The organism is Leucobacter chromiireducens subsp. solipictus (genome assembly GCF_016758195.1).
Lineage (GTDB): Bacteria > Actinomycetota > Actinomycetes > Actinomycetales > Microbacteriaceae > Leucobacter > Leucobacter solipictus.
Genome location: NZ_QYAC01000006.1, coordinates 11656 through 25737 on the forward strand (window position 1 = coordinate 11656; position 14082 = coordinate 25737).

A 14082-nucleotide genomic window follows, 5' to 3' on the forward strand; every position below is an offset into this window, starting at 1 on the left:
CGAGGGGTTACCCGGCGGACAGGCGCAGCGAGGCGTTGCCCTGCCGGGTCACATAGCAGCGTTCGGCGGCACTCGCGGTGACGGCCTCTGGGCTGGCGGTCAGGCGGACGCGGCCACCCGAGAGCGCTGCCCCGATCCCCGCGACGGTCCAGAGGTCCACCCGGTCCTGCCCGAAGCTCGCGAGCAGTTGCTCCGAGAGGAAGAAGGAGTACTCGGGCGCCCCGGCACCCGCGTCGACGCCCACCGGGCGGCCGATCAGGGTCGCCGAACGGTTCCGGCGGCGGCCGTTGAGGATCAACGTCGCGTTCGGGAGCCTGTTCGCGAGCGCACCGGCAAGACGGCGGCTCGCGCCGCGCACGCCGCGGGTGCCCGCACAGGCGGTGCTCAGCCGGTCCACCGCGCGAAGCGCGCCGAGCCTGACTGCGGAGGGCGGGGCGGTGGGGAAGCGGGTGCTGGCCTCCTCGGGCACGAGCGCGACGCGAAGCTCCAGGCCGTGCGCGGACGCCTCGAACCGGATCGCGCGCGCGGCGTGTGCGAGGCCCGGTTCGGCCGCGACGAGCGCGTCGATCCCGGCGACATCGCCCGCGCGGATGAGTCCGAGCTTGCGCCGGTCCGTGGGATGGGGCAGCGACGCATCGCGCGCCTCGGGCACGAAGTCTCGCAGGAACGCGCGGTGCAGCCCGACCCACTGGGTGCGGGTCTCGGGCGACATGCGGTGCCACCGCTTCGGGGCGTAGAAGCGGAGTCCTTTCCGCTGAAAGAACTGGAGGACCAGACGGTCGCCGGTCTCGGTGTCCGCGCTGCCGTCACGCAGGATCTGCGCGATTCGGCGGCAGGATGCAACGTAGTTCTCGGGGTCGATGCTGCGGGACGAAATATTCTGCCCGTCGTCGCGCAGCGCGATGAAGTACAGCGGGTCGGTGCCGCAGAACATGATCCGGTTCGCACGGGTGTAGGCCTGGGCCACGAAGATCCCGTCCTCGAGCCGCACCTGCTCCTCCGGAAAGGTGAGCCCGTGCCGCTCGATGAACTCCCGGCGGAACAGCTTCTGCGGGGACAGCGTCTCCATCGCGCGCGAGATCGAGATCGCGCCTTGCGGGTGGCGACTGTACAGCGACTGCACCTGGCGGCCGCCGGTGCCCGCGAAGCGCGGGATCACGATCTCGGCGGGCGGCTTCGCCGGGGACCGCTCCGCGAGCTCCACCATGCTGCGCAGCGCATGCGGTGCCATCGTGTCGTCGGCATCCATGAAAAACAGGTACTCGCCCGCGGCGCGCTCGATGCCGCGGTTGCGCGGGTGCCCGGGCCACCCGCTGTTGGCCTGATGGATCACCAGGACGCGCGGATCTCGCGCGGCGAAGCGATCGAGCTCGGCCCCGGAACCATCGGTCGAGCCGTCGTTGACCGCGATGATCTCGAGTTCGGGAAGATCCTGCGCGAGCACCGACTCGAGCGCGCCCGTGAGGTAGGGCATGGCGTTGTACACGGGAACAATCACGCTCACGCGGGGGTGGGAAAGGGAATGCATCGGGTGGTCCGTCCTGCTCGGCAGGGAGGCGGACCCTCCTGCAGCATCCCTGAGCGTACTCGCGGAAGCATGAGGGTCGGCTGAGGGGTTCCGCTGGGGTGAGGGGCGACCGGACCCCCGCGAGACGCCAGGTTGGGGCCTTTCTCCGTCAGATGCCGTGCGAGATCGAGATCTCGGTGCCGTGGGGGTGGGCAAGGCCGGGTAGGGGTGGTGGAGGGGCTGTGCAGGTGAGTGTAAGGTTAGGGGACAGTGGTCAAGTATGGCCAGAGTCCAGAAAAATTTGATTGTTTGTGGGGCACGGTCTAGCTTCACACTATTGATGGTGCGAGCCTCGATGTGTGTCACAGGAGGCTCATCGCATCAGGGGGAGTAGGGTCGATATGCGTCACGGAATTGCTGGAGGGCGGCGCTCGTTCAGCTGGCGACGAAGTCAGTCATTCGCGGCTGTCCTCCTCACGCTTTCAGCGCTATTCGGGCTGTTGGCGTTCCCGGTGCCGGCCCATGCGGACGATGAGTTCGCTGTCGGAACGCTGAGCTACCGAGTGAATGAGTCGTCTCCTGGCACCGTTACGGTCACCGGGGTGGTGCTCGCAGAGGGGTACTACCTTCAGCGTGTTCCTCCCACAGTGACCTTCGGTGGTCAGACCTACGATGTGACGGATATCGGCCCATTCGCGTTCATGCAGCCTCTGTGGCAAATTGAGCTCGGCGATGCCACGAACCTGAAGACGATCGGCGACTCTGCGTTCGTATCGCAACCCATCAGCTCCGTGACGATCCCTGACGGTGTCACCACAATTGGAGATTACGCGTTTTCTCGGACTCACTTGGACGAGATTGTTCTTCCTGACAGCGTGACTTCGCTCGGGGTCCACGCATTCAGTTACTCCCAGCTGAAGTCAGCGGTGTTGTCCAACGGCCTCACCGAGGTCCCGGACTCTGCGTTTCTCGGGAACAAGCTCACCTCTGTGCAGATTCCTGAGGGCGTCACGAGTGTGGGCGACTACGCGTTTCAGTTCAACCAGCTGACATCAGTCGCGCTTCCCGACACCCTTTCTGAGATCGGGTTTGCCGCTTTTGCCGAGAATCGATTGCCCTCGATCGAGTTTCCAGGGGGTCTCTCGACAATTGGGGAGTCGGCCTTCAACGACAATGAACTGACTACCGTGACGTTTCCGCGGTCTCTCAGTCGCCTGGAGTCCGCGTTCAATTTCAATCGTCTGTTGACTTCTTTTGTCTTCCTCGGGCCGGTTCCTCTGGGAAGTCAGGGGACGTTGGAAGTGACGGGGATTGGGCGCAAGGGCAAGATCTCCCATCTCGAGGAATTTGGGCCGTCGGCAGACTGGGTTGCCAGTGTAGGCGGATACTTGGACCCCGAACACGTCGAGCAGCTGCCGGAAATCGATGAGCCTGCGGCCGGAACTCACAGCGCGGGCGCGATGACTCCCACGCAGGCCCTGCAGACGGAGTTTTCTCCGTGCTGGGGAGAGGGGGACGACCAGTGGTTCTGGGGTGCCTCACGCTGCGACGGGTAGCTTCATTCTGATTCGGGAGCGCACTTCGGGCAAAGAAAAAGGCTCCCACCGCCGGAGCGATGGAAGCCAGTGTTGCAGTGCCCCCGGAGGGATTCGAACCCCCGACCTACGGTACCGGAAACCGGCGCTCTATCCCCTGAGCTACGGAGGCGAGCAATTGCAACCACGCCAGCCTAGCGCATATCCGAGGCGGGGTTGTGCACCGTGGGCGGAGCCGGGCGGTTCGCGCCGCTAGACTGTGGTGTTGTGACGCCACAAGAACTCGCCTCCGCCCTTGCCCGCATCGTGACCGACATTGTGGGGGCCCGCGGCCTCGACCTCGTCGTGACGGACGCCGACACGCAGGTGGACCGACCCAAGAACCGAGATCACGGCGACTGGGCCTCGAACGTGGCCATGAAGTTCGCCAAGCGCCTGGGTGTCAACCCGCGCGAACTCGCGCAGGAGATCGCCGCCGCCGCCGAGGGAATCGACGGTGTTGCCAAGGCCGAGGTCGCTGGGCCCGGCTTCATTAATCTCACCCTCGACGCGGCAAGCGCCGGGGAGACCGCCCGCCGCGTCGTCGAGCAGGGCGAGAACTACGGCCGCACGGACGTGCTCGCCGGGCACCGGATCAACCTCGAATTCGTGTCGGCGAACCCGACCGGGCCGCTGCACATGGGCCACACCCGGTGGGCCGCCCTCGGCGACTCCACCGCTCGCGTGCTGCGGGCCGCCGGTGCCGAGGTGACGAACGAGTACTACATCAACGACGCCGGCGCGCAGATGAACAAGTTCGGCCGCTCCGTGTTCGCGGCCGCGCTCGGCGAGGACGCGCCCGAGGACGCGTACCCGGGTGAGTACATCCAGTCGCTCGGGGAGCGCGTGCGCCAGCAGATCCCGAACCTGCCCGAGCTCGCCGCCGCCGACCGCGAGGCCGCCCTCGAACAGGCGCAGGAACTCGCGTACCAGCTGCAGCTCGCGGAGATCAAGGACTCGCTGGAGCGCTTCAACGTGCACTTCGACGTGTACTACTCCGAGCGCACGCTGCACACGCCCGGCGCGGACGGCAGCCCGAGCCCGATCGAGGCCGCCGTGGACCGCCTGCGGGCGCAGGGGCACGTCTTCGAGGAAGACGACGCGATCTGGGTGCGCACCACGACGTTCGGCGACGACAAGGATCGCGTGTTTACGCGCGGCAACGGCATCTACACCTATTTCGCTGCGGATGCCGCCTACTACCTCGACAAGATGGATCGCGGCTTCACCGAGAAGATCTACCTGCTGGGTGCGGATCACCACGGCTACATCGGGCGCCTCACGGCGATCGCCGGGGCCGCGGGCGACGACATCGAGACCGGTATTTCCGTGCTCATCGGCCAGCTCGTGAACCTCGACGGCGCGCGCCTGTCGAAGCGCGCCGGCAACATCATCGAGCTCGACGATCTGCTCGAGTGGCTCGGCGCGGATGCGCTGCGGTACTGGCTCGCCCGCTACCCGGCCGACTCCCCGCTCGCGCTCGACGGCGAGAAGCTGCGCAGTCGCACGAACGACAACCCGGTGTTCTACGTGCAGTACGCCCACGCGCGCACCTGCGCCGTGGATCGCAACGCGGCCACGGCCGGCCTGGATCGCAGCGCGTTCGCGCCGGAACTGCTCACGCACGAGACCGAGGCGGAGCTGCTCGGCAAGCTGCAGCAGTACCCGGGGATCGTCGCGGGTGCGGCAGAGCTGCGGGAGCCGCACCGCGTTGCGCGCTTCCTGGAGGAACTCGCGGCCGCGTTCAACCGCTGGTACGACAACTGCCGCGTGCTGCCCCAGGGCGAAGACCCGATCACGGACCTGCACCGGACGCGCCTGTGGCTGAACGACGCCGCGGGGCAGGTGCTGCGCAACGGCCTGGACCTGTTGGGTGTGAGCGCGCCCGAGCGGATGTAGCCGCATTTCCCGGTAGGCTCGGCGCACGATCAGTCCCGAAGGAGCGCTCATGACACGCGGTACCCCTCGCTGGTGGAAGAAGCTGCTGGGTGTGCTCATCGCGCTCGCGGTGCTCGCCGGGGCGGGGGAGCTCGCGCTGCGCCTGATCGTTCCCGGCGTGATCGAGAACGCGGTGCGGTCGCAGCTGAAGCTCTCCGGGGATCACCCCGTGGACGTGTCACTCGGCGGTTCTGCGCTGCTGAACGCCCTGCGGGGTGGGATCGGCGACGTTCGCGTCGCGGTGCCGGAGGCCCCGATCCGCGACGGCATCGTCGCGGACGCGGAGCTCGCGGCCGGCCTCGTCCCATTCAACCCGCTGAACGGGGAGATCCGTGACGGCGACGTGCGCGTCACCGTGCCGCAGGATCAGCTGGGGCCCTTCGTGAGTCTCCTTACGAAGGGCGTTGCAACCACGGGCGAGGTGCGCGACGGGAACGTGGTGATCGGGCGGAGCATTTCCGTGCTCGGGCAGGACATTCCGCTCACGATTTCGCTCTCGGTCGGCGTGGTCGACGGGGACATCCTGCTCGAACCGCAGCGGGTGAGCGCGGCCGGGCTGGATCTCACTGCCGAGCAGATCACCGAGGCGACCGGCACCCTGCTCGACCCGGTGCTGCACCCGGAGCCGGTGTGCGTGCGGGATCAGCTCCCCGCGGGCGTGACGATCACCGAGGTCACGCTGTCCAGCACCGGTTCCGCGATCATCGACGCGTCCCTCGCCCCGGGCATCGTGTCCGATCCGGCACAGCGCGCGAAGGGCAGCTGCGAGTAAGTCGCCCGGGCGGGAAGGCCCCGCGGGCTACAGCCCCGCCGCGCGGAGCGCGAGCCACGCGGCGGCGCGGTCGTCCGCGCGGTGCATCGCGAGCCCCGTGAGCTCCTCGATCCGCCGGATCCGGGAGGCGAGGGTTTGCCGGTGGATGCCCAGCTGTTCCGCGCTTGCGCGATGCGCGCCGTGGGACGCGAGGAACACCTGGAGCGTGGCCCCGAGCTCCCCGTGGGCGCCCGTGGCGTCCCGCAGCGGATCGAGCACCCGCGCGATCTCTTCCCCGGCGCGGTCGTCGAGCGCGGACAGGACGAGGCCGACGGTGGAGAGCTCGGTGAAGTCCACCACGGGGAGGTCGTCCGTGAACGCGGACTCGATCGCCTGATGCGCCTGCGTGGCGCTCGGGGCGAGGGCATCGGCGGGGGCCGCGGCACCGATGCCGAGGTGGAGCCCCCGGCCGGCCACGGGGGTGAAACCGTGCACGCGGGCGGCGAGTTCCGGGGCGAGCTCCCCGCGCACGAAGCCGCGAACCCGCCCCTGGGTGCTCGCGAACACGTGCTCCGCGCCGAGTTCGTCGCACCAGCGCCGGATCAGGCGCTCGGTGTCGATCGTGCGGGTCTTCGCGCCGAGCTCGAAGGCCGTGAGATGCGATTCGTGGACGCCCCAGCGGTGCAGGAGCGCGGGGGCGTCGGGGCCGCCGGCGAGCAGGGTGTCGATGAGCGCTTCTCGGCCGAGGTGCTCGGTGAGTGAGGGGTCGTGTGTGCGCAGCAGGAGGTCGAAGAGCGCCGCGGCGAGGGAGGCGAGGTCGCGCGCGTGGCTCGTGCGGCTCGATCGGGTGGCGATGACCAGCCGGCCTGCGAGGTCCTGGTCGGAGCCGACCTGATGGGTCTGGAGGCCGTGGTGCCGCACGCGTACGGGGCGGCCCGTGGCGACGGCGATGGCGTCGGAGACGTGGAGCCGGCCGGCACCGGCGCTCGCGATCACCTGCGCCTCCGGATCGAGCAGCACCGCCCACCCGTCGATGCGCCGGGCCAGCTCGGCGATGACGGCGGTGAGGCCGCCGCGGCGCGCCACCTGCGTGAGTACGTTCATGCCGGCGGTGACGAGGCGGTCCGCGGCCCCGCGGTCCTCGGCGATGAGGGTGGTCAGGGTCGCGTGCAGGGCCACGTCGGCGAACTCGGTGCCGAGGATCGCGGTCATCCCGGCTGCCGAGAGTGCTGAGCGGAGCTCCGCGTCCCGCAGCGGGGTGACGTAGACGGCACCCGTGAGCGCCTCGCTCGCGGGTCCGCCCGCACTCAGGCGTGCGAGAAGTTCCTGTTCGGAGCCGGTAATGAGCGTCGCATAGTTGGGGTTTCCGACGACGACATACGAGGAGATGTCGGTCACCCCGTCGACGGGGGTGCGCGCGTCCAGGCGCGCCTCGACGCACTCCCCGCCCACGGCGCGGACCACGGCGGCAAGATCCAGGGCCATGCATGGAGTGTACCAAGTGGTGAATTGAGTACAGAAGATTCATCGTTTGGGTCGGTGACAGGTGGGCGGCTTCGTCCGTAACATCGCTTCCGTCGCGTTCGCCGCACCGTGCACCCGCCGGGGCCGCGACGCGATCCGAGTCACTCGAAAACGAAGGAGTTGTCCCCATGAAGGCTGTGGTGTTCCGCGATCCGGAGACCCGTGTCGAGGTCGCTCAGGTCGACCTTGCTGCCCCGAAGGCCGGAGAGGTTCGCGTCAAGATCGCCGCAGCCGGCGTCTGCCACTCTGACCTGCATGTCAAACGTGGCGAATGGGAAGCCCCCGCACCGATGGTGATGGGGCACGAGGGCTCGGGGGTCGTCGTCGAGCTGGGCGAGGGAGTGACCTCCCTGGCCGTCGGCGACCACGTCGTGCTGAGCTGGGTGCCGCCGTGCGGCGAGTGCCGTCACTGCCTGCAGGGCCACGAGGCGCGCTGCCAGAAGGTCGCCACGGTCGTGGCACCCCAGGGCGTGCTGTTCGACGGCACCTCGCGGCTGTCGCTGGGGGAGGAGCAGATCCACCACTACCTCGGCGTCTCCTCCTTCGCCGAGGAGGTCATCGTGCCGGCTTCCGGCGCCATCAAGGTCCGCGACGACGCGCCGCTCGATGTCATCGCGGTCGTGGGCTGCGCCGTGGCCACCGGGGTCGGGGCCGTGCTGAACACCGCCGCGGTCGAGCCCGGGGCCACCGTCGCCGTGATCGGCTGCGGCGGCGTGGGCCTCAACGTGGTGCAGGGCGCGAAGCTCGCGGGTGCCGAGCGCATCATCGCGATCGACGTGGTCGCGGAGAAGACCACCATGGCGCTGCAGTTCGGGGCGACCGACCGGATCGACGCGTCCGAGCGCGATGCCGTCGAGCAGCTGTTCGAGCTCATGCCCGACGGCGTGGACTACGTGTTCGACGCGATCGGTCGCACCTCGACCACCGAGCAGGCGATCCAGATGCTCGGCCTCGGCGGCGCCGCCGTCATCGTCGGGCTGCCCCCCACGGGTGCGAAGGCCTCGTTCGAGCCGCTCGTGCTCGCGGAGGCCGACCAGCGGATCCTGGGCTCGAACTACGGCTCGGTGCGCCCGTCGATCGACATCCCCGCACTCGTGGACCGCTACATGGACGGCCAGCTGAAGCTGGATCCGCTCATCTCGGGCCGCCGTTCCCTCGACGAGGCCGCAGAGGCGCTCGACGACCTCGAGGCCGGCGGCGTGCTGCGCACGCTCCTTATCCCGTAACCCGACCCACGTCCTCGACGAAGAGAAAAGACTCACGTACTGACATGACTCAGACCACCGAACGCAAGGTCGACGCCGGCCTCCGCGAGGGGGTGATGTCTGGCCCCGAACTCGCGGCCCAGGCCATCGCCAACATCGCGCCGAGCGCCGTCATCGCCTTCACCGCCGCCTCGATCTTCCTCGGGGCCGGCAATGGCACCATGTTCGCTTTCGTGCTCGCCACGATCGTGATCCTCTGTGTCGGCTACATCATCTCGATGTTCGCCCGCCGCCACGCCTCGGCCGGCTCGCTCTACACCTACGTGTCGAAGGGCCTGGGCCCGACCGGCGCCTTCGCCGCGGGGACCGCGCTGCTCATCGGCTCGTGGGGCATCGCCGCCGGCTCGCTCGGCGGTGCCGTCTCCTACAGGTCGGACCTCCTGCGGATCTTCGGCATCGACCGCGCCGACAGCACGGGGTGGCTCATCGGCCTCGCCGTGGTCATTGGCGGCCTCGCGACCTTCTTCACCATTCGCGGAATCCGGATCTCCGCCCGCGTCTCGCTGGTTCTCGAACTCGCGTCCGTGGCGATCATCCTCGTCCTGCTGATCGCGGCGCTCGTGTGGCTCGGCCCGGACGCGTGGGATCCCGCGCAGTTCTCGTTCGAGGGGGTGCCGTTCCAGGGCGTCGCCGCGGGCATGGTGCTCGGGATCCTCGGCTTCGTCGGCTTCTCCTCGGCCGACGCGCTTGGCCGCGAAGCGCGCAACCCGCACACCGCGATCCCGCGCGCCATCATGTGGAGCGCCGTGGTGGTGGGCGTCCTCTACGTGTTCGCCGCCTACACCCAGATCGCGGTGCTCGGCGACGATCTCGGCACCGTGGCGAGCCCGCTGCAGGCCATCAACGACCGGATCGGCATGCCCGGCTGGTTCGCGCCGGTGCTCGTGTTCGGCGTTGCGGCATCGTTCTTCGCCGTGGTGGTCGCGCCGCTCAACGTCGTGGGACGCATCGTCTACGTGATGGGCAAGGAGGGCATCATGCCCGAGCGCTTCGGCCGCACCCACGAACAGCACCTCACCCCGCACCGCGTCCTGCTGATCGCGGGACCCGCGGCGATCGTGCTCGACGTGATCCTCTTGCTGGCGGGCACCCATCCGATGGACATCGTGGTGTGGGTGGACACCTACGGCACGTACGGGTACATGGTCGCCTACGCGCTCGTCGCGATCGCCGGTGTGGTCTACACGACGCGCGCCGGGATCCCGAACCGACTCGTGTGGCTCTGCGCCGTGGTCGCGGTGGTGGCCATGGGGTATGTGTTCTTCGCGAATGTGTGGCCCGTCCCCGCATTCCCGATCAACGTGATCCCCTACCTGTTCGCAGCGACCATGCTTGCCGCGTTCCTGCGGTTCTGGTGGGTGAAGCGGAACCGCCCCGAGGTCCTGGCGCGCGTGGGCAACACGCACACCGAGATGCTGGAGGGCGTGGGCTAACCGCCACGCACCGACACCGCGGCCCGGTCACACACGGCGTGTGACCGGGCCGCGGTGTCGGTGCCACACGTCGGCGGTGCCAGCCCCGAGGCCTCGCCGCCCAGCGGATGTTGTCACACTCCCGTTCGGACATGCGTCGCACGCTAAGCTGGACGGGTTCGTTCTGAGCCTGTGCTCCGTTCGCACGGCTTCAGGGGCCAATCCGGGTCCGCTCGCCACGCGCTGCCCGCTGCAGCGCCGCGAGCGCAACGACCACGACGTACTCACCCCAGGAGCCCCAGATGGACACCACCAACACGATTGACCCGCGCGTCTTTCCCCCGACCGCCCGCCGCGGCAGTTCCTGCGGCGAACTGAAGCTCGGCGAGATTCAGGCGACCGCGCTGACCGCGGAGTTCGGCTCGCCGCTCTACGTGGTCGACGAGGACGCCGCCCGGGCTCGCGCCGTCGAGGTGCGCACCGCCCTGCAGCGCGAGGCCGCGCGTATCGGCACCGCGGCCACCGTGTATTACGCGACCAAGGCGTTTCTGTGCGTCGAGGTGGCGCGCTGGATGGCGGAAGAGGGGCTGGCCATCGACGTCGCCAGCGGGGGCGAGCTCGCCGTCGCGCTCGCCGCGGGGGTCGATCCTGCCCTGATCGGTTTTCACGGCAACAACAAGTCCGAAGCCGAGATCGCGCGCGCCGTCGCCGCGGGCGTGGGCACCATCATCCTGGATAGCGAGTGGGAGACCGAGCGCGTTGCCCGCGCCGCGGCCGCGGCCGGGGTCCGGCAGCGCGTGCGCCTCCGCGTGAACAGCGGCGTGCACGCCTCGACGCACGACTTCCTCGCGACCTCGCACGAGGACCAGAAGTTTGGCCAGCCGCTCGCGGAGGCCCCGCGCCTCGTCGGCGACATCCTGCAGCACGAGTCGCTCGAGTTCGTCGGCCTGCACTGCCACATCGGCTCCCAGATTTTCGCGACCGACGGGTTCCGCGAGTCCGCGCGACGGCTGCTCGGGGTCTACCCCGAACTGGCGCGCCTCGCCGGTCGCGACATCCCCGAGTTGAACCTGGGCGGCGGCTTCGGCATCGCCTACACGAGCGCGGCGGCCGATGAGGCCCCCGCGATCGCAGACGTGGCGCGCCAGCTCGCCGATATCGTCGCAGAGACCGCCGCCGAGGCCGGCATTCCGGTCCCGCACCTCGCGTTCGAGCCGGGCCGCGGCATCATCGGCCAGGCGGGTGTCACGCTGTACACGGTCGGCACGACAAAGACGGTGCAGCTCGCGGGGAGCGACGCGGCGGCGGATCCCGCCGACCTCGGCTTCAGCGAACGGCTCTACGTGAGCGTGGACGGCGGTATGAGCGACAACGCGCGCCCCGCCCTCTACGGGGCTGACTACCAGGTCCGCATCGCGAACCGCGCAAGCGACGCCGCCCCGGCCCTCGTGCGGGTCGTCGGCAAGCACTGCGAGTCCGGCGACATCGTGGTGCAGCGCGACGTGCTCCCGGGCGATGTTCGCCCCGGCGACACCCTCGCGGTGGCCGCGACCGGCGCCTACTGCTGGGCCCTCGCGAGCAACTACAACTACGTGCCCCGGCCACCGGTCGTCGCGATCTCCGGCGGCTCGGCGCGGATCATCGTGCGCGGCGACACGGAGGAAGAACTCCTCGCCAAGAGCGTCCAGGACGCACGCGTATTTACCCCCACCACGAACGGAGCAACCAAGTGAACGGATACCGCGATCTCCGCGTCGCGCTGCTGGGCTGCGGCTCGGTCGGCGCGCAGACGGCCCGACTCATCCTCGAACACGGGGAGGAGCTCGCCGCCCGCATCGGAGCGCGCTTGACGCTCGCCGGGATTGCGGTGCGCGACGTGAACGCGAAGCGCGACGTCGAGCTGCCGCAGGAGCTGTTCACCACGGACGCTGAGCGTCTCGTGCAGAGCGCCGACATCGTGATCGAGCTCATGGGCGGCATCGAGCCGGCCCGCACCCTGATCCTGCAGGCGCTGCAGGGCGGTGCCGACGTGGTCACCGCCAACAAGGCCCTGATCGCCGAGCACGGCCGCGAGCTCGCGGACGCCGCCGAGCAGGTCGGTGCACAGCTGTCCTACGAGGCCGCCGTCGCCGCCGCGATCCCGATCCTGCGCCCGCTGCGCGAGAGCCTCGCGGGTGACCACATCACCCGCGTGCTCGGGATCGTCAACGGCTCCACAAACTACATCCTCGATCGCATGGATCGCTTCGGGGACAGCGCCGAGGACGCGATGCGCGTTGCGGCGGAGCTCGGCTACCTGGAGGCGGACCCCACGCTCGACGTCGAGGGCTTCGACGCCGCGCAGAAGGCGACGATCCTCGCGAGCATCGCGTTCCACACCGAGATGCCGGTCGACGCGGTGCACCGCGAGGGCATCTCGAACATCACGCTCGCGCAGATCGAGGCGGCGAAGCACGCCGGGTACGTGATCAAGCTGCTCGCGATCGCCGAGCGGATCACCTCGAGCGACGGCGTGGCCGGCGTTTCGGCCCGGGTCTACCCGGCGCTGATCCGACGCGACCACCCGCTCGCCGCCGTCTATGGCGGCAAGAACGCGGTCTTCGTGGAAGCCGAAGCCGCGGGCGAACTCATGTTCTACGGTGCGGGCGCGGGCGGCGCGGAAACGGCATCCGCCGTGCTCGGTGACCTCGTGTCGGCGGCGCGTCGCCACGTCATCGGCGGCCCCGGCATCCCGGGTTCGCTGCACGCGGAGCTCCCGATTCTCCCCGTGGGTGAGGTCAACACGGCGTACCAGGTGATGCTTGACGTGCACGATCAGCCCGGGGTGCTTGCCGGGATCGCGGGCATCCTCGCGGAGCACGGCGTGTCGGCGGCGAGCGTCGAGCAGACCGTGGCGAAGGAGCAGGAAGGCCGCGCCGCCCTCGTGATCGGCACGCACGTCGCCCGCGAGGCCGATCTGGCCGCGATGGTTGACGCGCTGCGCGCCTCCGACCTCGTGCTCGAGGTCACCAGCGTGCTGCGGCTCGAGGGCAACGCATGAGCGGCGCCGCGTCTCGCGCCGTCCGCGTACACGTCCCCTCGACGAGCGCCAACCTCGGCCCCGGCTTCGACACGCTCGGGATCGCCCTCGCCTACGGGGACGACCTCACCGCGGTGACGCGCCCGGAGGCCGGCGCGACGGTTGCCGTGACCGGCGTCGGCGCGGGCGAGGTTCCGACGGACGCCTCGAACCTGGTGGTGCGCTCCGCCGCGCACGTGTACGAGCGGCTCGGCCGCGAGCTGCCGGGCCTGAACGTTGAAGCCACGAACCGGATCCCGCACGGCCGCGGCATGGGATCCTCGGGCTCCGCGATCGTCGCGGGCGTAATGATTGCCGCTGGCCTGCTCGCGAGCGATCCCGACGCGCCGGTGGAGCTCACGGAAGCGCAGCTGCTCGCCTTCGCGACGGAGCTGGAGGGGCACCCGGATAACGTGGCGCCCGCGCTCTTCGGCGGGCTCACGATCGCCTGGTCCACCGAGGCCGGGCCGCAGTTCAAGCGGCTGCTGGTGCACCGCGGAGTCGCTCCGCTCGTGCTGGTGCCGAGCTTCACCATGTCCACCGAGCTCGCGCGCAGCCTGCAACCCGAACAGGTGCCACACGAGGACGCCGTGTTCAACGTGTCGCGCTCCGCGCTGCTGATCGCCGCCCTCACGCAGAGCCCGGAACTGCTGATGCAGGCCACCGAGGACCGCCTGCACCAGGACTACCGCGGCGACGCGATGCCCGCCACGCGGGATCTGATTCGGGAACTGCGCGCTGCGGGACACCCGGCGGTGGTGTCCGGGGCGGGCCCCTCGATTCTCGTGCTGTCACCCGGGCCCGCCGAGCGTCAAGCCGCGGCGGATCTGGTCGCGCAGGCCCACCCGGATTGGCGTGTGCTGCTCCTCGCCGTGGACACCAAGGGTGCTACAGTGGAGGAGATCCCCGCGTAGCTGGTGCGCTCATCGAGTGCGTCGGATACCCGCGGCCCGGATGGTTTCGGTGCGAGTTCCTCGGAGCTCGCAACCGGCACGCCGCTGTGGCCGGGGAGTGTGGATCGTTTTCCTCACCGTGACGCGAGTGTCCGGTGAT

10 protein-coding genes and 1 tRNA gene are annotated in these 14082 nt (G+C 69.5%); 8 read left to right on the plus strand and 3 right to left on the minus strand.

Annotated features, from left to right (window positions below; genetic code table 11):
* Positions 1 to 7: 7 nt before the first annotated feature.
* A complete protein-coding gene (locus D3230_RS11475) occupies positions 8 to 1528 on the minus strand; it encodes a glycosyltransferase family 2 protein (protein WP_202345188.1) in 1521 nt (506 codons plus the stop codon).
* Positions 1529 to 1908: 380 nt separating this feature from the next.
* Between D3230_RS11475 and D3230_RS11480 the strand changes: the two genes are divergently transcribed.
* A complete protein-coding gene (locus D3230_RS11480; protein WP_202345189.1) occupies positions 1909 to 3063 on the plus strand; it encodes a leucine-rich repeat domain-containing protein in 1155 nt (384 codons plus the stop codon).
* A gap of 78 nt (positions 3064 to 3141) precedes the next feature.
* On the opposite strand, the gene D3230_RS11485 is transcribed toward D3230_RS11480, so the two are convergent.
* Positions 3142 to 3214: transfer RNA gene (locus tag D3230_RS11485), tRNA-Arg, on the minus strand.
* A gap of 95 nt (positions 3215 to 3309) precedes the next feature.
* Between D3230_RS11485 and D3230_RS11490 the strand changes: the two genes are divergently transcribed.
* Both D3230_RS11490 and D3230_RS11495 read left to right on the plus strand, forming a co-directional pair.
* Positions 3310 to 4980: an arginine--tRNA ligase domain-containing protein gene (locus D3230_RS11490; protein WP_202345190.1), complete on the plus strand. Its 1671-nt coding sequence runs from the start codon at positions 3310 to 3312 to the stop codon at positions 4978 to 4980.
* 49 nt (positions 4981 to 5029) lie between these two features.
* On the plus strand, positions 5030 to 5791 hold the full coding sequence (locus D3230_RS11495; protein ID WP_202345191.1) for an LmeA family phospholipid-binding protein: 762 nt from the start codon (positions 5030 to 5032) through the stop codon (positions 5789 to 5791).
* Between the two features lie 27 nt (positions 5792 to 5818).
* On the opposite strand, the gene D3230_RS11500 is transcribed toward D3230_RS11495, so the two are convergent.
* Positions 5819 to 7255, minus strand: coding sequence for a PucR family transcriptional regulator (locus D3230_RS11500; protein ID WP_202345192.1), 1437 nt, complete (start codon positions 7253 to 7255; stop codon positions 5819 to 5821).
* 167 nt (positions 7256 to 7422) lie between these two features.
* On the opposite strand from D3230_RS11500, the gene D3230_RS11505 reads away from it, so the two are divergent.
* From D3230_RS11505 to thrB, 5 genes are all read left to right on the plus strand, one after another.
* The gene (locus D3230_RS11505; protein ID WP_202345193.1) at positions 7423 to 8520 is read left to right on the plus strand and encodes an alcohol dehydrogenase catalytic domain-containing protein; all 1098 of its coding nucleotides are present in this window, start codon (positions 7423 to 7425) and stop codon (positions 8518 to 8520) included.
* 44 nt (positions 8521 to 8564) lie between these two features.
* Entirely contained in the window at positions 8565 to 9992 is a 1428-nt protein-coding gene (locus D3230_RS11510) for an APC family permease (RefSeq protein WP_202345194.1), read from the plus strand.
* Between the two features lie 281 nt (positions 9993 to 10273).
* On the plus strand, positions 10274 to 11704 hold the full coding sequence (gene lysA, locus D3230_RS11515) for a diaminopimelate decarboxylase (RefSeq protein ID WP_202345195.1): 1431 nt from the start codon (positions 10274 to 10276) through the stop codon (positions 11702 to 11704).
* Positions 11701 to 13011: a homoserine dehydrogenase gene (locus D3230_RS11520; RefSeq protein WP_202345196.1), complete on the plus strand. Its 1311-nt coding sequence runs from the start codon at positions 11701 to 11703 to the stop codon at positions 13009 to 13011. Before lysA ends, D3230_RS11520 begins: the two co-directional genes overlap by 4 nt.
* A complete protein-coding gene (gene thrB, locus D3230_RS11525; protein WP_202345197.1) occupies positions 13008 to 13943 on the plus strand; it encodes a homoserine kinase in 936 nt (311 codons plus the stop codon). The genes D3230_RS11520 and thrB overlap by 4 nt, the downstream gene beginning before the upstream one ends.
* Positions 13944 to 14082 lie beyond the last annotated feature (139 nt).

Excerpts from the sequence above, each read along its gene's own strand:
- D3230_RS11475 (WP_202345188.1), bottom strand. The coding sequence starts at position 1,528 with ATGCATTCCCTTTCCCACCCCCGCGTGAGCGTGATTGTTCCCGTGTAC.
- D3230_RS11480 (WP_202345189.1), top strand. The coding sequence starts at position 1,909 with ATGCGTCACGGAATTGCTGGAGGGCGGCGCTCGTTCAGCTGGCGACGA.
- D3230_RS11495 (WP_202345191.1), top strand. The coding sequence starts at position 5,030 with ATGACACGCGGTACCCCTCGCTGGTGGAAGAAGCTGCTGGGTGTGCTC.
- D3230_RS11500 (WP_202345192.1), bottom strand. The coding sequence starts at position 7,255 with ATGGCCCTGGATCTTGCCGCCGTGGTCCGCGCCGTGGGCGGGGAGTGC.
- D3230_RS11505 (WP_202345193.1), top strand. The coding sequence starts at position 7,423 with ATGAAGGCTGTGGTGTTCCGCGATCCGGAGACCCGTGTCGAGGTCGCT.
- D3230_RS11510 (WP_202345194.1), top strand. The coding sequence starts at position 8,565 with ATGACTCAGACCACCGAACGCAAGGTCGACGCCGGCCTCCGCGAGGGG.
- lysA (WP_202345195.1), top strand. The coding sequence starts at position 10,274 with ATGGACACCACCAACACGATTGACCCGCGCGTCTTTCCCCCGACCGCC.
- thrB (WP_202345197.1), top strand. The coding sequence starts at position 13,008 with ATGAGCGGCGCCGCGTCTCGCGCCGTCCGCGTACACGTCCCCTCGACG.